15 protein-coding genes are annotated in these 15,768 nt (G+C 69.6%); 7 read left to right on the top strand and 8 right to left on the bottom strand.

The window, feature by feature from the left end:
• The first annotated feature begins 368 nt into the window (after positions 1-368).
• Positions 369-1,745 carry an RICIN domain-containing protein gene (locus ACFYZQ_RS12335; protein WP_389145263.1) on the top strand — a complete coding sequence of 459 codons (1,377 nt, stop codon included), beginning with the start codon at positions 369-371 and terminating at the stop codon, positions 1,743-1,745.
• 163 nt (positions 1,746-1,908) lie between these two features.
• On the top strand, positions 1,909-2,919 hold the full coding sequence (locus tag ACFYZQ_RS12330) for a LacI family DNA-binding transcriptional regulator (protein WP_389145260.1): 1,011 nt from the start codon (positions 1,909-1,911) through the stop codon (positions 2,917-2,919).
• Positions 2,920-2,937: 18 nt separating this feature from the next.
• Here ACFYZQ_RS12330 and ACFYZQ_RS12325 read toward each other — a convergent pair whose 3' ends face one another.
• On the bottom strand, positions 2,938-3,414 hold the full coding sequence (locus ACFYZQ_RS12325; RefSeq protein ID WP_389145257.1) for an MSMEG_6728 family protein: 477 nt from the start codon (positions 3,412-3,414) through the stop codon (positions 2,938-2,940).
• A 34-nt stretch (positions 3,415-3,448) separates the two neighbouring features.
• On the bottom strand, positions 3,449-3,685 hold the full coding sequence (locus tag ACFYZQ_RS12320) for a DUF2945 domain-containing protein (RefSeq protein WP_389145254.1): 237 nt from the start codon (positions 3,683-3,685) through the stop codon (positions 3,449-3,451).
• A 266-nt stretch (positions 3,686-3,951) separates the two neighbouring features.
• Here ACFYZQ_RS12320 and ACFYZQ_RS12315 point away from each other — a divergent pair, with 266 nt between their 5' ends.
• Positions 3,952-4,899 carry an alpha/beta fold hydrolase gene (locus ACFYZQ_RS12315; protein ID WP_389146212.1) on the top strand — a complete coding sequence of 316 codons (948 nt, stop codon included), beginning with the start codon at positions 3,952-3,954 and terminating at the stop codon, positions 4,897-4,899.
• Positions 4,900-4,938: 39 nt separating this feature from the next.
• Here ACFYZQ_RS12315 and ACFYZQ_RS12310 read toward each other — a convergent pair whose 3' ends face one another.
• The gene (locus ACFYZQ_RS12310) at positions 4,939-5,232 is read right to left on the bottom strand and encodes a putative quinol monooxygenase (RefSeq protein WP_389145252.1); all 294 of its coding nucleotides are present in this window, start codon (positions 5,230-5,232) and stop codon (positions 4,939-4,941) included.
• Positions 5,233-5,425: 193 nt separating this feature from the next.
• Positions 5,426-6,379, bottom strand: coding sequence for a carbohydrate kinase (locus tag ACFYZQ_RS12305; protein WP_389145249.1), 954 nt, complete (start codon positions 6,377-6,379; stop codon positions 5,426-5,428).
• Between the two features lie 252 nt (positions 6,380-6,631).
• Here ACFYZQ_RS12305 and ACFYZQ_RS12300 point away from each other — a divergent pair, with 252 nt between their 5' ends.
• From ACFYZQ_RS12300 to ACFYZQ_RS12285, 4 genes are all read left to right on the top strand, one after another.
• Positions 6,632-7,648 carry a sugar ABC transporter substrate-binding protein gene (locus ACFYZQ_RS12300; protein ID WP_389145246.1) on the top strand — a complete coding sequence of 339 codons (1,017 nt, stop codon included), beginning with the start codon at positions 6,632-6,634 and terminating at the stop codon, positions 7,646-7,648.
• A 128-nt stretch (positions 7,649-7,776) separates the two neighbouring features.
• Positions 7,777-8,772, top strand: a complete 996-nt coding sequence (locus tag ACFYZQ_RS12295; protein ID WP_389145243.1) for an ABC transporter permease — start codon at positions 7,777-7,779, stop codon at positions 8,770-8,772.
• Positions 8,769-9,605, top strand: coding sequence for an ATP-binding cassette domain-containing protein (locus ACFYZQ_RS12290; protein WP_389145240.1), 837 nt, complete (start codon positions 8,769-8,771; stop codon positions 9,603-9,605). Before ACFYZQ_RS12295 ends, ACFYZQ_RS12290 begins: the two co-directional genes overlap by 4 nt.
• A gap of 76 nt (positions 9,606-9,681) precedes the next feature.
• A complete protein-coding gene (locus tag ACFYZQ_RS12285; protein ID WP_389145238.1) occupies positions 9,682-10,752 on the top strand; it encodes a LacI family DNA-binding transcriptional regulator in 1,071 nt (356 codons plus the stop codon).
• Between the two features lie 173 nt (positions 10,753-10,925).
• Here the strand turns inward: ACFYZQ_RS12285 and ACFYZQ_RS12280 are convergent, their stop codons facing one another.
• The 4 genes from ACFYZQ_RS12280 to ACFYZQ_RS12265 form a co-directional block, all read right to left on the bottom strand.
• The gene (locus ACFYZQ_RS12280) at positions 10,926-12,443 is read right to left on the bottom strand and encodes a glycoside hydrolase family 3 protein (protein ID WP_389145235.1); all 1,518 of its coding nucleotides are present in this window, start codon (positions 12,441-12,443) and stop codon (positions 10,926-10,928) included.
• 7 nt (positions 12,444-12,450) lie between these two features.
• Positions 12,451-13,281, bottom strand: coding sequence for a carbohydrate ABC transporter permease (locus tag ACFYZQ_RS12275; protein ID WP_389145232.1), 831 nt, complete (start codon positions 13,279-13,281; stop codon positions 12,451-12,453).
• Positions 13,278-14,279 carry a carbohydrate ABC transporter permease gene (locus tag ACFYZQ_RS12270; RefSeq protein WP_389145229.1) on the bottom strand — a complete coding sequence of 334 codons (1,002 nt, stop codon included), beginning with the start codon at positions 14,277-14,279 and terminating at the stop codon, positions 13,278-13,280. The genes ACFYZQ_RS12275 and ACFYZQ_RS12270 overlap by 4 nt, the downstream gene beginning before the upstream one ends.
• An 83-nt stretch (positions 14,280-14,362) precedes the next feature.
• The gene (locus tag ACFYZQ_RS12265; RefSeq protein WP_389145226.1) at positions 14,363-15,640 is read right to left on the bottom strand and encodes an extracellular solute-binding protein; all 1,278 of its coding nucleotides are present in this window, start codon (positions 15,638-15,640) and stop codon (positions 14,363-14,365) included.
• Between the last annotated feature and the right edge of the window lie 128 nt (positions 15,641-15,768).

Here is a 15,768-nt window from a genome sequence, read left to right as displayed (position 1 = left end):
TCGCTCGACGCCTTCCCGTACTGCTGCACCACGGAACACCTGCCGGTTCCCGGCAACCCGAGGCCGTTCCCCGCAACTCATGGCACTCGGTCGCCCTTCTTCCGCCTTGAGCCGCCAGGGCGCGCAGACGGTTGTATGCACCGCCGGACACCAGGGCGAACAGCACCATCCGTACCTCGGACGAAACCTGCCTGCCCGGCCACGGCTGCCACAGCTCCGCCCACGACGGCGACCACGCCGACGGCCTCGGAACGGGGTGTGGCCGTCGGCGTGGTCGCCGGCAGGTCCACTTGGCCACAGCCCCCGCTCCGACTGCCTCGTCGGTGTGGGCGGACTGTCCGAACCGGGTTGTACCAAGGAGGTCACTGATGCCAGGAAGCGCACCTGCACCGCGGGAGCCCGAGGGGTTCCCGGTCGGCCGGAGACAGCCCGGCTTACGGGCACGGCCCGGGTCGAGGGAACGGCCCGTCAAGGCGGTCGCGGCCGCACTCGTGGCGCTCGCGGGACTGATCGCCGCTATGCTCGCGACCCTCCAGCCGGCGTCGGCCGCCGGCAACCCGCACCAGCGCGGCCCAGACCCCACCGTGGCTAGCGTCGCCGCCAGCCACGGCCCCTTCACCACCGCGTCGGTCAGCGTGCCACCCGGCAACGGATTCAACGGCGGCACGATCTACTACCCCACCGACACCAGTCTGGGCACCTGGGGCGCCGTCGCGATCGTCCCCGGCTACACCGCCCGGTTCGCCGACGAAGAGGCATGGATGGGGCCATGGCTGTCGTCCTTCGGTTTCGTCGTGATCGGCGTCGAGACCAACAGCCGCACCGACTACGACACCGCCCGCGGCACCCAACTGCTGGCAGCGCTGGACTACCTGACCCAGCGGAGCCCCGTGCGTGACCGGGTCGACCCCGGACGGCTCTCGGTCATCGGCCACTCGATGGGCGGAGGCGGGGCCGTCAGCGCCTCAGAACGACGGCCGTCGCTGAAGGCCGCCATCGCCCTCGCGCCCTTCTCCCCCTCACAGAGCCTGGCCACCGACCAGGTGCCCACCATGGTCATCGGCGGGCAGAAGGACACCGTCGTCACCCCCTCCTACCTCGACGGCCTGTACGCCGCCATGCCCGCCGCCACGCAGAGCGCCTTCCTCCAGATCGCCGGAGCCGACCACGTCTACTACACGCACCCCAACAACACCGAGATGAAGGTGCTGATCCCCTGGCTCAAGATCTTCGTCGACGAGGACACCCGCTACACCCAGTTCCTCTGCTCGGCCCTGGCCGACCCGGTCGGCATCTCGGTCTATCACGGCAAGTGTCCGTACGCGCCCCCGACCACCACTCCGCCCAGCGGTACGGGTGCGTTGCGAGCGGTGGGTGCGGGCAGGTGTCTGGAGGTGCCGGGCGCGTCCACGACACCGGGTACGCAGACGCAGATCCGGGACTGCACCGGTGCTGCGAACCAGACCTGGTCCCAGACCGCCTCCCGCGAGCTCACCGTGTACTCCGGCGGCAGCCGGCTGTGCCTGGACGCCTCCGGTCGGGGCACCAGTCCGGGCACCAAGGTCATCACCTGGACCTGCAACGGCCAGAGCAACCAGCAGTGGACGCTGAACCCCAACGGCACCATCACCAGCGCCCAGTCCGGCCTGTGCCTGGACGTCACCGGCTCCGCCACGACCAACGGCACCCCGGTACAACTGTGGACCTGCAGCGGCGAGTCCAACCAGCGATGGACGCTGAGCTGAACCAGTGAGGGACCCGCACCCCACGCCGGGGCGGCATCCGGCCGCCGCCCCGGCGTGTCACCGCGCGCCGCCCACACCTCCCAGCCGTCGCATCCCGTGCCGCCGGCGAACCGAATCCCGCGAGCTATCCTGTCGACCCGCGGGTGGGTTCTTGGGGAGCTGAATGAACATCGGGGAGATCGCTCGGCGCGCCGGCGTGTCACGCAGCACGGTGTCCTACGCGCTCAGCGGCAAACGACCCGTCGCGAGCGACACCCGGAGACGTATCCAGGACGTCATCGACGAACTGGGGTATCGCCCCAACGCGACCGCGCGGGCCCTGAAGGAGGGCCGGACCCGGACGATCGGTCTCGTCATCCCGCCGGCCGGCAACAGACTCACACACATGCAGCTGGACTTCGTGGCCAGCGTGGTCGACGCCGCCGCCCGGGTCGACCTGGATGTGCTGCTGTCCCCTTCCGGCGCCGATCACGACCGCTCTTTCGAGCGGTTGGTCTCGGAGAGCCGCGTCGACGGTGTCATCCTGATGGAGATCCGCCTGGAGGACCCTCGTGTGGGACGTCTGCAGGACGCCGGGCTGCCTTTCGTCGGTATCGGGCACACGGCCGGCGACCAGCAGATGTCCTGGATCGACGTCGACTACGCCGGCTTGGTCCGGCACTCCGTGCGGCACCTGGCGGATCTGGGGCACCGCCGAGTGGCTCTGATCACCCGTTCCCCCGAACTCGTCTCGACCGGTTACGGTCCGGCGCGCAGGGCCAGGGTGGGTTTCGAGGCCGCCGTGGCGGAACACGGCCTCGACGGTACCGAAGTGCCGTGCGGGGACGACGCCCGCTCAGGTCAGGAATGCGTCGAGAAGCTCCTGCGCAGCCATCCGGACCTCACCGCTGTCACCACCATCAACGAGGCCGCCCTGCCCGGCATCCAGCGCGCGCTGGCCGACACCGGCCTCCGAGTGCCCCACGATTTCTCGATCACCGGAGTGGTGGCCAGGACCTGGGCCGAGGACTTCCGCCCGCCCCTCACGGCAGCGGACGTCCCGGCCCTGGAAATGGGCGAGAAAGCCGTTTCCCTGCTGGTGGAACGCATCACCGCGCCGGACACCCCGCCTCGGCACATCCTGTTGACCCCGCCGATCTCACTGCGCTCCAGCACAGCCGCCGCACGCACCTGAGCGCCGGTCAGGGAGCCGCTACCCGGCGCCGCCGTGCCGGTCGGACGGCGGCCACACATAGGGCAGGTCGTCGGGTACGCCGGGGAACGCGTGCGTGTACGTCTCCGGGTCCTTGCGGACGAGCGCGGACCGGTGGCTGCGGTGGAAGGCCTCGTCCCCGAGCCATGGCGGTAGTTCCCCGGCGGCGGCGAGGGCGGGCTGATCGCGTACGGGAGCACCCGGACGGCATGCCTCGTATCCGGCGATCAGTGATGCGGCGCAGCTGTCCTGGTGCCCCTGCTCCCGCCACACCCGGCACACTTCCAGACCGTAGCGGACCAGTGCCTCCTCGTATCCGCTCCACATGCGCACTGCCGGGTGCCTGCGCCAGCCGTACCCGGGGACGGTCAGGCCGCGCAGGACCTGGAGGGCCTCGACCCGCTGTTTGCCCAGGCGGCGGCGGTCCAGGAGGAGGGCGGAGCGCCGGAAGTCGGAATCGGGCAGGAACGTCTGCATGGACGCCGTCCTGTCGTGGGTGCGGGGGTGCGGCTCACTTCTTGCGCAGGGCCGACGGTTTGTGTACCGCGGTCCTGCCCGACTTGGCGCTGCGGACCTCATACTGGGGTTCGTCCGGCGAGGCGTCCACGGTTCGGCCGGCGGCGCCGGTACGTCGGGTGATCTTGCGTTCCACCTCTCCCTCGGCAGTGGATCCGTGGCTGGTCCAGGCCACCTTCTCGCCTTCGGCGAGCTCCGTGTCCGCTCGGTCGTGCCGCTTCTTCCCGGCCATGATCTCGGCTCCCTTCCCCGGTGCCGCTCGACGGCGCAGCGCTGCGTCACTCTCTCTTCCCCGGGCGCCGGTCTTTCGGATGCGGCAATCTGGCGAACGGTGTGGTCGGTGCTTGCGCCCGCCGAACAGATCCGGCAGACCGACATGGCCCCCGACACCCTGGCCCACACGACCGGCGCGGACCTCGACCACGTCATCGGCGTCCACGGCACGGGGCCGGCCCGAGTACAGGGCACGTACGCTGATGCACCATGGTTGAGCATCGAATGGTTGACGTGAACGGCGTTCGGCTGCACATCGCCGAGCAGGGCGAGGGCCCCCTGGTGGTACTCCTGCACGGCTTCCCCGAGTCGTGGCACTCCTGGCACCACCAGTTCGGCCCGCTGGCCGACGCCGGTTTCCGGGTCGTCGCCCCCGACCAGCGTGGGTACGGGCGCAGTGACCATCCCGACGACGTCGACGCGTACACCATCCTCCACCTGGTCGGCGACGTCGTCGGCCTCGTCCACGCCCTCGGCGAGGAGAAGGCGTACGTCGTCGGCCACGACTGGGGTGCGCCGGTCGCCTGGCACACCGCCCTGCTGCGACCGGACATGGTGCTCGGGGTGGCCGGCCTGAGTGTGCCGCCCCCGTTCCGGGGGACAAGGCCTCCGCTGGCCTCCATGGAGGAGAGGTTCGGCGGCCGGTTCTACTGGAACTACTTCAACCGCCCTGGTGTGGCCGACGCGGAGTTCGGCAGGGACGTACGCACCACCCTCCGCAAGTTCTTCTACTCGGCTTCCGGCTCCGCCTCTCCCAGCGGTGAGATCAAGCAGCCACTGGTCGAACCCGGGCGGGGCTGGCTCGAGGCCATGCCGGACCCCGAGGTCCTGCCGGAGTGGTTCACCGACGAGGACCTCGACGCACTCACCGAGAGTTTCTCCGACGGCTTCACCGGCGCCCTCAACTGGTACCGCAACCTCGACCGCAACTGGGAACTCACCGCACCCTGGCACGGCGCCGTCGTCACCCGCCCCGCCCTGTACATCTACGGCGACCGCGACCTCGTGCCCGCCTTCCCCGGCACACCCGAACTCATCGAGAAACTCCCCGACCTGATGCCCAGCCTGAGGCGCAGGCCCCTCGAACTGGCGGGCTGCGGACACTGGACCCAGCAGGAACGCCCGAACGAGGTGAACGCGGCGCTCGTCGAATTCCTCACGTCCTGCGCCTGAGCCTTCGCCCAGCGGGTTTCCTGCCTGGGTGACGCGGGATCAGGTCACCGGGTCGAGGAAGGTGAGCACGGAGGCGTCCTCCTCGATCAGCGGGGTGAGAGCGGTGTTGAACGGGGCGCCGTACGGTGCCTGGAGGTGTGCCTGGAACGCGTCCTCGTCCCGGTAGACCTCGAAGATCCAGTAGGCGCGCGGGGCGGACGCCTTGGTGTAGACGTCGAAGGCGAGGTTGCCGTCCTCCTGGCGCACCTCGCGGGCGTAGTCCCGGATCAGGCGGGCGACTTCGTCCTCCGCGCCCTCGCGGGCGGTGAACTCGGCGAGCAGGCTCTTGGTCACAGTGGCGTTTCCTCGGGTTCCGGGTTGCGGTCGTCTCGTCGGTCGGCGACGGGGACCGCCGTGGGCCACGTCGGCCGGGGGTGGCGTCGCCGACTTGTGTCATCGTTGACATCGAGTGGCCTGATGATGGACGGAAGTCCTCCGAGACGTCAACGGTTCCGGTGTGATCACTCCGGCCGGGATCGGCTGTCCGTCAGACGCCGTCGGCGCTCGCGAGCTGTTGCCGCCACGGCGGGTTGGGACCGGCGACCGAGCAGGTCAGGCCTGCGACGCGGGTGGCGAACCGGCAGGCTTCCGCGACGTCGTCGAGGGTGAGACCGACCAGCCGGCCGCCGAGGAGTCCGCGGCTGCCGAGCTGGTGCAGCAGCCCGGCGGTGAAGGAGTCCCCCGCGCCGACCGTGTCGACCACCCGCGTCGCCGTCGCGGGCACCTGCCGCCGTTCGCCGTCGAGCGAGATCAGCGCCCCCTCGGCACCGCGCGTGATCACGACGAGCCGTGCCCCTGCCGCGTGCCAGGTGTCGCACGCCCGCTCGGGCGAGGTGCCCGGCAGCAGCTGCTCCAGGTCGTCCTCGCTCAGCCGCAGGATGTCGGCGAGGCCGCACCAGTGCGCGAGCCGGGCGCGGTACACCTCGGGACGGACCAGCAACGGGCGGACGTTGGGATCGATGCTGATGGTGGCCCGGGAAGCGGAGGCGGCCAGGAACTCCTCCACCACCGCCCCGCCGGGCTCACGGACCAGCGCCAGCGACCCGGTGTGCACACAGGAGGTCCCGGACAGGTCCACCCCGGACAGCTCCGCCGGCGTCCACTGAAAGTCGGCCGTGTTCTGCGCGTGGAAGGAGAACGCGGCCTGCCCCTGGGCATCCAGTTCCGCCACGGCGAGCGTGCTGGGCTCGCCGGCCGCGACGGCGTACGACAGGTCCACGCCGGAAGCCTCCAGGTGCGCACGGAACAGGCGCCCGAACACGTCCTGGGACAGCCGCGCGAGGAAGCGGGCCGGTGTGCCCAGCCGGGCCAGGGCGACGGCGGTGTTCGCGGGTCCGCCGCCGGGCAGCACACGCAGAGCGAGTTCGTTCGGGGTGCTCGCGGGTTCGGCGAAGGCGTCCGCGACGCACTCCCCCAGGACGGTGATCCGACACGAACTCATGGGCTGCCCTTCTTTCCGGACAAATACGGTCGAACAGGGGCGCATCCCTGCTCGGGCCCCTGATCAGTCGCGGTCAACAGCGGATCGGACGTTGCCAATTTGTGACGGGTGAAAGGCATTGACGTTGCCGCGAACCGGAGTCCATCATCCTCGGCAAGCAGTGTCAACGATGACATAAGTCAACGATGACACCCCGGGGCGGCATGCTCTGATCCCGGTCCCGCGCCGCTCGCTATCCCGCAGGAGTCGTTCATGTCTCGCACCACTCGTCTGTCCTCCTCCCTCCTCAGAGCCGCCGCGGTCACGGGCGTCGCGGCCCTCACTCTGACGGCCTGCGGATCCGGGTCCGGGTCCAGTTCCGCGAGCTCCGGCTCGGGCGAGGTCAAGGTCGGTCTGATCACCAAGACCGAGACCAACCCGTTCTTCGTGAAGATGAAGGAGGGCGCGGAGAAGGCCGCCAAGCAGAACGGCGCCCAACTGGTCACCGCCGCAGGCAAGTTCGACGGAGACAACGCCGGACAGGTCACCGCCATCGAGAACATGGTCGCCTCCGGCGTGAAGGGCATCCTGATCACGCCGAGCGACTCGAAGGCGATCGTGCCCGCGATCGCGAAGGCCCGCGCCAAGGGTGTCCTGGTCATCGCCCTGGACACCCCGACCGAACCGCAGAGCGCGGTCGACGCCCTCTTCGCCACCAACAACCTCCACGCCGGCGAGCTGATCGGCGAGTACGCCAAGGCCGCCATGAAGGGCAAGTCGGCCAAGATAGCCGCCCTCGACCTCGCGCCGGGCGTCTCCGTCGGCGTCCAGCGGCACAACGGCTTCCTGAAGGGCTTCGGCGCCACCGACAAGGACGTCGTCTGCGCCCAGGACACGGGCGGCGACCAGGCCAAGGGCCAGACGGCGATGGAGAACTGCCTCCAGAAGAACCCGGACATCAACCTCGTCTACACGATCAACGAGCCGGCGGCACTGGGCGCGTACACCGCACTGAAGGCCAAGGGCCGGGAGAAGGACGTCCTGATCGTCTCCGTCGACGGCGGCTGCACCGGCACCCAGGCCGTCAAGGACGGCAAGATCGCCGCCACCTCCCAGCAGTACCCGCTGAAGATGGCCGCCGAGGGCGTCAAGGCCGTCGTGACGTACGCCAAGACCGGCAAGAAGGCGTCCGGTTACACCGACACCGGCGTCAACCTGATCACCGACAAGGCGCAGTCGGGGGTCACGTCGAAGGACACCGCGTTCGGCCTGGAGAACTGCTGGGGCTGACGCGCCCCTGAAGGACCGTACGACACCGCCGCCTCCTCAGCGGGGCGGCCGGCCCCACGACCACCCCCGGGACGGCCGCCCCCCTTGTCCTGGCGACAAGGACATCTGTCTTCCGACAAGGACTTCGCATGACAGCCACGACCACGCCCTACGCGGAGCTCAAGGCACCGACCACGGCCCGCAGACTGCTCACGGCGCCGACCACCGGGCCCCTGGCCGCGCTCCTCCTGGCCTGCGTCTTCTTCTCCGTCTCGACCGACCAGTTCCTCACCGGCGGGAACTTCTCCCTGATCGTGCAGCAGGTCATGGTCGTCGGCACCCTCGCCATCGGACAGACCCTGATCATCCTCACCGCGGGCATCGACCTGTCGTGCGGGGCCGTGATGGCGTTCGGCAGCATCATGATCGCCAAGATGGCGGCCGCGGGCACCCTGCCACCGCTGCTCGCCATCGCCCTGGGCATCGCCGTCTGCGCCGGCTTCGGCCTGCTCAACGGACTGCTGGTGCAGAAGATCCCGCTGCCGCCGTTCATCGTCACGCTCGGCATGCTCAACGTGGCGTTCGCGCTGACGCACATCTACTCCGAGGAGCAGACCGTCACCAACCTGCCCGGCCCGCTCACGGCTCTCGGGCAGACCTTCCCGCTCGGCCACACCGACATCACCTACGGTTCCCTGGTCACCATCGCCCTGTTCCTGCTGCTCGCCTACGCGTTGAGCAGTACCGGCTGGGGCCGGCACGTCTACGCCCTCGGCAACAGCCAGGAAGCGGCCCGGCTCAACGGCATCCGCACCTCCCGGCTGACCATCGGCATCTACGCCACGGCCGGCCTGCTGTACGGCGTCGCCGCCCTGCTGCTCATCTCCCGCACCGGAGTGGGCGACCCGCAGGCCGGGCAGACCGACAACCTCGACAGCATCACCGCCGTGGTGCTCGGCGGCACCAGCCTCTTCGGTGGCCGCGGCTCGGTTCTGGGCACCTTCATCGGCGTCCTCATCGTCGGCGTGTTCCGCAACGGTCTGCAGCTGATGGGCGTCGCCTCCATCTACCAGACCCTGATCACCGGCGTTCTGGTGATCCTCGCGGTGACCGTCGACCAGATCTCCCGGAAGAAGGCCCGATGACCGCCACCGGCACCCCCACCCCCGTTCTGCAGGCCCGCGGCCTGGTCAAGCGGTACGGCCACGTCACCGCCATCGACGGCGCCGACTTCGATCTGCTGCCCGGCGAGGTCCTCGCCGTCATCGGCGACAACGGAGCCGGCAAGACGAGCCTGATCAAGGCGCTCACCGGTGCGGTGGTCCCCGACGAGGGCGAGATCCGGCTGAACGGTGAGCCGATCCAGTTCTCCGGTCCGCAGAGCGCCCGCGCCCACGGCATCGAGACGGTGTATCAGGACCTGGCCGTGGCCGCCTCCATGGACATCGCCTCGAACGTGTTCCTCGGCCGCGAACTGCGCCGGCCCGGCATCCTCGGCAGCGCCTTCCGCATGCTCGACAAGAAGCGGATGCGGCAGGAGGCCGCCGAGCACATGGCGGACCTGAAGATCGGCCTGCGTTCGCTGACGCAGCCGGTCGAGACCCTCTCCGGCGGACAGCGGCAGGCCGTCGCGGTCGCCCGCGCCGTCGCCTGGGCCCGCTCCGTCGTCGTCATGGACGAACCCACCGCCGCCCTCGGCGTGAAGGAGTCCGGCCAGGTCCTCGACCTGATCCGCCGCGTCCGTGACAAGGGGATGCCGGTGGTGCTGATCAGCCACAACATGCCCCACGTCTTCGAGATCGCGGACCGGATCCACGTCCACCGGCTGGGCCGGCGCGCCGCCCTCATCAAGCCCTCGGACTACTCGATGGCCGAGGTCGTCGCCATCATGACCGGCGCGCTCAGCGTCGACGAGGCCGGAGATACTGTCGTAGCTGACTCGGCGGCCGCGAAGGCCGCCGGAGTCCAGGCCACCTGACAACACGACCCAGCTCCCGTTGTTTCCGGCCGAGGCCGCGGCCGGAACCGAGAGCTCACAGGAGACGGTTTCCTCCATGGCAGCGAACCGCCGCCCCACCCTGGCCGATGTCGCCCAGGAGGTGGGTGTCAGCGCCAAGACGGTCTCCCGCGTCCTCAACGAGGACGGTCCCGTCTCGGCACAGACCAGGGAACAGGTGCTCGCCGCAGTGGCGAAGCTCGGCTTCCAGCCGAACCTCATGGCACGCAACATCCGCGTCGGCGGCCCGGACACCACCATCGGACTGGTCATCCCCGACCTCGCCAACCCCTTCTTCGGAGCCGTGGCCCGCGCCATCGAGGACACCGTCCGCGAACGCGGGCTGACCCTGCTCATGGGCTCCTCCGCCGACGACCCCCGTCGCGAACGGGCCCTGACGGACAAGTTCCTCGCCCGCCGCGTCAGCATCCTGATGGTCGTGCCGTCCGTCGGCGCCGACCACGCACACCTCAAGTCCCACCGCACGGCTGGGCTACCGGTGGTCTTCCTCGACCGTCCGGGAGTGGCGCTGTCCACGGACAGCATCGTCAGTTCCAACCGTGCGGGCGCCCATACCGGCGTCGCCCACCTGGTCGCCCACGGGCACCGGCGCATCGGCTTCGTCGGCGACCTGCCCGTCAGGCTCTACACCCGCCGCGAACGCCTGGCCGGCTACCGCTCGGCCCTGCAGGAAGCCGACATCCCCTACGACCGTTCGCTCGTCATCAGCGCCCACGACCAGCAGGGGGCCGAGCGCGCCACCGCCCAGCTCCTCGGACTGGCCGATCCCCCCACCGCCCTGTTCGCCGGCAACAACATCATGGCGCTGGGCATCGTCGCCGAACTCGCCCGCAGCAAGCGCAAGGACATCGCCGTCGTCGCCTTCGACGACGTGGCGCTCGCCGAGGCACTCGAACCGGCCCTGACCGTCGTCGCCCAGGACCCCGAGGAGATCGGCAGAACGGCGGCGACCACGGCCCTGACCCGGCTCGACGGCGACCACTCCCGCGCTCGCACCATCACCGTGCCCACCCGGCTGATAGTCCGCGGCTCGGGCGAACAGCCGGCCCCTGCCGTCCAGGAGGCTTCAAGGATGCCGAGTCCGGCCACCGGCTCTTTGTGCCGCTGAGCAGAGGTGTCCAGCGGCACGAAGAGTGGTCGTTCAGGGGCTTTCGGTGGGGCGTGCCTTGTCGGTTGTGGCCGCTGTTGACGACAGGGAAGGGTGCCCGTCGAGTGCGGGTCGTCGAACAAAAACGAGCGCCGACGGGCATGGTTCCCGTCGGCGCTTGTGGCACCGTGCCGTCAGCCTGCGACGACGCGCTCGGCCGCCGCCACCGCGCAGACACGGGCCGCGCCGTGCGTGGCGAGGTGCAGGGCGCCGCGTGGCGGTGCCTGTGGTACGCCCATCTCGACCACGACGGTGTCCGGGCGGGCGGCGAGGAGGACGTCCAGGGCCGCGCGCATCCAGTCGTGCCGGTGTTCGTCGCGGACCACGGCGACGATGCGCCGGCCGTCCGCGGCCGCGAGTGCGGCGCCCCCCGCGTCGGCACCGGTGAAGAAGCCGGTCGCGGTGCCGGGGAGCAGGCGTTCGAGCTCGGCGCCGACGCCCCAGGGGGTCTCGTCCCCGACGGCGATGTTGGCGGCCGGGTTGAAGGTGGCGACGTACACCGGTCCGGTGACCGGCGCGGCGTCGCCCGCGCGGGTCACGGACAGCGCGCGGCGCGCCGCGACCAGGCCGATCTCCGGGGCGGGTTCGGCCACGACCTGAGGGTCGCGTCGCGCTTCGGCGGTCCAGCGCGCCAGCTGCCGCACCCGGGCGGCGGCGTCCGCCAGCCGTTCCTCGGGCAGTTCGCCGGAGCGTACGGCCGCGACGAGCGAGTCCCGCAACCCCAGCACCGTGCCCTCGTCGCACAGCCCGCCACCGACACAGATGGCGTCGGCGCCCGCCGCGATCGCCAGGACGACGCCGTGCTCCAGACCGTACGTCCCCGAGATGGCGCGCATCTCCATGCCGTCGGTGACGATCAGCCCGTCGTAGCCCAGTTCGCCGCGCAGCAACTCGGTGAGGACGCGGCGTGAGAGGGTCCCGGGGTACTGCGGGTCCAGAGCGGGGACCAGGATGTGGGCGCTCATGACGGCGCGGGTCCCGGCCGCTATGGCCGCGCGGAACGGGGCCAGTTCACGTGCGTACAGGGTGTCCGCGTCGACGTCGATGTGCGGGACGGCGTGGTGGGAGTCGACGTTGGTGTCGCCGTGACCGGGGAAGTGCTTGGTGCACGCGGCGACGCCGGTGGACTGCAGGCCCTGGACGTAGGCGGCGGTGTGCCGGGCGACGAGGTCGGTGCCCGCGCCGAAGGAGCGTACGCCGATGACCGGGTTGTCGGGGTTGGCGTTGACGTCGGCGGACGGTGCCCAGTTGAGGTTGACGCCGCATGCCGCGAGCCGGCGGCCCAGTTCACGGGCGACGCTCCGGGTGAGCTCCAGGTCGTCGACGGCGCCGAGGGCGTGGTTGCCGGGGAAGGAGGAGCCGGTGCGGACCTCGAGGCGGGTGACGTCGCCGCTCTCCTCGTCGATGGCCACCAGCAGGTCGTCCCGCTCGGCCCGCAACCGGGCGGTGAGGTCGGTGACTTGTTCCGGGCTGGCGACGTTGCGGCCGAACAGGGCGACGGCGGCCAGTCCTTCGCCGAGCCGGCGGAGCACCCAGTCGGGTGCGGTGGTGCCGGCGAAGCCCGGCTGCAGCACGGCGAGCGCGTCGCGGGTCAGGGCGTCACCCGCGGCGGAGCCGTGGTCGGACGCGGTGGTGGCGCGTGTGGTGGTCATCGGGGCGTCATCCCTTCACGGCGCCGTCGGTCAGGCCGCTGACGGCCCTGCGCTGCAGGAAGATGAAGAGGATCAGGATGGGCAGCGCGAACAGGGAGGAGGCGGCCATCGTGGCGCCCCAGTCGTCGCCGAAGGCGGTCTGGAACTGGGACAGCCACAGGGGAAGGGTCTGCTTCTCGATGTCCTTGTTGAGGATCAGGACCAGCGGGAACTCGTTCCAGGCGGTGATGAAGCCGAACAGCGAGGTCGCCATCAGGCCGGGCGCCAGCAGCGGGAAGATCACCCTGCGGAAGGCCTGCGGCCGGGTGCATCCGTCGACCATCGCCGACTCCTCCAGTTCCTTCGGCACGGCGGCCACATAGCCGCGCAGCGTCAGGATGGTCAGTGGCAGCACCATGATCGTGTAGAAGACGGTGAGCGGGACCAGGCTGTCGAGCATGTCGTTGTCGCGGACCAGCATGTAGATGGCGATGACCATGACCTCCCAGGGGGCCATCTGCGCCAGCATGAAGGTCACGATGAGGCCGCGCCGGCCCTTGAACCGCATCCGGGCCAGGGCGAAGGCGGCGAACAGGGCGATGACCAGGGACAGGAGCACCGAACTGACCGTGACGGTGACGGAGTTCGCGACCAGGGTCCAGAAGTGGTCGGCGTCCACGGCCTTACCGAAGTGGCCGAGGGTGACGTGGGTCGGGAACCACACCGGGTCCTCGGAGATGATGTCACCGGTGGGCTTGAACGCCGTGGCGAACATCCAGTAGACGGGGAACACGAAGCCGACGAAGAGGATGACGGCGGTGGCGTTGGGCCAGAAACGGCCGAATGCGGAGCGCTTCACAGCTCGTCCTCCTCTTGCTTGAGCACCATGCGCAGGTAGTACGAGGTGATGACGAGCAGCACCAGGATCGTCAGGAAGGAGATCGCCGCGCCGACACCGAAGTGCTGGTTGCCGACGCCCTCCACGAAGGCGTAGATCGGCAGGGTCTCGGTGAGGCGGTCGGGGCCGCCCTCGTTGATCGCGAAGATCTGCGGGAACGCCTTGAACACCCAGATGATCTCGAGGAAGGTCGTGGCGTACAGGAACGGCCTGAGGAACGGGAAGGTCACCGAGGTGAAGCTCTTCCACGCGCCGGCGCCGTCCAGTGAGGCGGCCTCGTACAGCTCCCTGGGGATCGTGGTGGTGGCGGCGTACAGATTGATCGCCACGAACGGGATCGACCCCCAGACGATCAGCAGGGTGATCACGGAGAAGGTGGAGAACTGGGAGCCGAACCAGTTGTAGTCGGCCATGGAGTGCCAGCCGAGCTTGTCCAGGACCCAGTTGACGACGCCGAAGCGCTGGGCGAACAGCCACTGGTAGACCGTGGTGGCCGCGATGACGGGCATGGCCCAGGCGAGGACGAGCCCCAGCAGGAGCAGCAGTCGCATCTTCTTGCCGAGGCGGGCCAGCAGCAGCCCGATCAGTGTGCCGAACACCATGATCAGGACGACGTTGGCCGCGGTGAAGACAACCGAGCGCTCAACGACGTGCCAGAAGTCCGAACCGGTCAGGACCTCTTTGTAGTTGTCGACGCCGTTCCACTCGGTGAGGTGCTGGATGAGCTGCCGCGGGTTGAGGTTCTGGAACGACAGCATGCCGTTCTTCACCAGGGGCCAGCCGAGCAGGACCAGTGTGGCCAGCAACGCGGGCAGCAGGAGCAGATAGGGCGCGACGGCGCCGCGGCGGCCGGACGGGGGCCCGGAGGGCCGGCTCTCACCTCTCGGCGGCGCCGGCACCCGGGGCTTGCGGACAGCGGGCTCCCCGGCCGTGTCCGTGCCTTCGGTCTGCACTGACATGAGTTGCCATCTCTTCCGTGGCCGTACCGGCCGTACCAGACGACTGAGCCGGGGGCACCCGCGGGCGCCCCCGGCGCGGGTGATCAGTTCTGCTGTGCCAGACGCTTGTTGATGTCGCCCTCGACCTGCTTGGCGGCCGCCGCGGGGGACTTACCTTCCAGCACGGAGGTCATGTAGGACTTGATCGGGTTCGGGGTGTTCTCCACCGCGGCCCACTCGGGGATCAGCGGGGTGGTACCACCGACCGCGGCACCCGGAGCGGCGGCCTCGGCGACGGCGTTGCCCTTGAGCTTGGTCTCCAGGGACAGCTTGTTCGGGATGACGCCGTTGAGCTTGGCCAGTTCGCCCTCGTACTTGTCGGACAGGGCGATCTTGAGGAACTCCTTGGCCAGCGCCTGCCTCTTGCTGCCCTGCGCGACCGCGAGGTTGGAGCCGCCGAGGAAGACGCCCTCGGGCTTGCCGGCCGTCGCGCCCGGGATGGTGAAGTAGCCGAGGTCCTTCTCGATGGACTTGTTGGCGGCGATGGCCGTGCCGGCCTCCCAGCCCATGCCGATGAAGGCACCGGTCTTGCCCTTGGCGAACACCTGGGCCTGCTGCGGGGTGGCCTCGTCCTTGTCCTTGGGGGCCTTGGAGTAGGAGGCGTACTTCTTGTAGATCTCCATGGCCTGGGCGACCTTGGGGTCGGCCAGGTTGGAGACGTACTTGCCGCCGTCCTTCTTCACCAGGTCGGCGCCCTGGCCGATGGTCAGACCGTCGAAGAAGTACCAGTTCTGGCCGGGCAGGTAGAGCGGCTCGGCGTCGGTTTTCCTGCCGATGGTGTCGAGGTCCTTGAAGAACTGGTCCCGGGTCTTCGGGGTGCCCTTGATGCCGGCCTTGGCCCAGATCTTCTTGTTGTAGATGACGACGCGGTTGGCGAAGTACCAGGGGGCCGCGTACTGCTTGCCGTCGTAGACGGAGGACTGGGAGACCGACGGGGTCCAGTCCGTGCCGATCTGCTGCTTCAGGTCGCCGAGTTCGGCGAGGCCTCCGGTTGCGGCGTAGGCCGGGGTCTGGGTGTTGCCGACCTCGAGGACGTCCGGCGGGTTGTCCTCGGAGAGGGCGGTGGTGATCTTCTGCTGGATCCCGTCCCACTTCTGGATCTCGAACTTCAGCTTCGCGCCGGTCTTCTTCTCGAAGGCGGCCGTCACGTCCTTGGTCCACTGTTCCGGCGCCGAACCGTCCATCGTCCAGACCGTCAGCGTCTGGCCCTTGAAGCTGTCCGGTCCCGCGTTCTTGCCGCTGTCCCCGTCGTCACCGCCACACGCCGCGACCGAGACCATCATGCCTGCGATACCCATCGCGGCTATCAGCTTGCGCTTCACGCCACCCTCCTCAGGGATGCACTGACCCCCCACGCCCCCTGCCGTGACCTGCGTAAACCGCTGACGCACGTGGGACTCGGGACCTGGCCACTAGTGGTGTAGACCAGTACGGTGGAGCTTGGCCTAGA

The organism is Streptomyces sp. NPDC001843, assembly GCF_042891955.1.
Classification (GTDB): Bacteria; Actinomycetota; Actinomycetes; order Streptomycetales; family Streptomycetaceae; genus Streptomyces.
Note: the sequence above shows the minus strand (reverse complement) of the source record. Positions and strands in the feature narration are given on the sequence as shown.

What these genes read in the sequence shown, in the direction of transcription:
- ACFYZQ_RS12280 (WP_389145235.1), bottom strand. Translation starts at nt 12,443, where the DNA reads ATGACCACCACACGCGCCACCACCGCGTCCGACCACGGCTCCGCCGCG.
- ACFYZQ_RS12335 (WP_389145263.1), top strand. Translation starts at nt 369, where the DNA reads ATGCCAGGAAGCGCACCTGCACCGCGGGAGCCCGAGGGGTTCCCGGTC.
- ACFYZQ_RS12330 (WP_389145260.1), top strand. Translation starts at nt 1,909, where the DNA reads ATGAACATCGGGGAGATCGCTCGGCGCGCCGGCGTGTCACGCAGCACG.
- ACFYZQ_RS12285 (WP_389145238.1), top strand. Translation starts at nt 9,682, where the DNA reads ATGGCAGCGAACCGCCGCCCCACCCTGGCCGATGTCGCCCAGGAGGTG.
- ACFYZQ_RS12300 (WP_389145246.1), top strand. Translation starts at nt 6,632, where the DNA reads ATGTCTCGCACCACTCGTCTGTCCTCCTCCCTCCTCAGAGCCGCCGCG.
- ACFYZQ_RS12290 (WP_389145240.1), top strand. Translation starts at nt 8,769, where the DNA reads ATGACCGCCACCGGCACCCCCACCCCCGTTCTGCAGGCCCGCGGCCTG.
- ACFYZQ_RS12320 (WP_389145254.1), bottom strand. Translation starts at nt 3,685, where the DNA reads ATGGCCGGGAAGAAGCGGCACGACCGAGCGGACACGGAGCTCGCCGAA.
- ACFYZQ_RS12270 (WP_389145229.1), bottom strand. Translation starts at nt 14,279, where the DNA reads ATGTCAGTGCAGACCGAAGGCACGGACACGGCCGGGGAGCCCGCTGTC.
- ACFYZQ_RS12295 (WP_389145243.1), top strand. Translation starts at nt 7,777, where the DNA reads ATGACAGCCACGACCACGCCCTACGCGGAGCTCAAGGCACCGACCACG.
- ACFYZQ_RS12305 (WP_389145249.1), bottom strand. Translation starts at nt 6,379, where the DNA reads ATGAGTTCGTGTCGGATCACCGTCCTGGGGGAGTGCGTCGCGGACGCC.
- ACFYZQ_RS12315 (WP_389146212.1), top strand. Translation starts at nt 3,952, where the DNA reads ATGGTTGACGTGAACGGCGTTCGGCTGCACATCGCCGAGCAGGGCGAG.
- ACFYZQ_RS12325 (WP_389145257.1), bottom strand. Translation starts at nt 3,414, where the DNA reads ATGCAGACGTTCCTGCCCGATTCCGACTTCCGGCGCTCCGCCCTCCTC.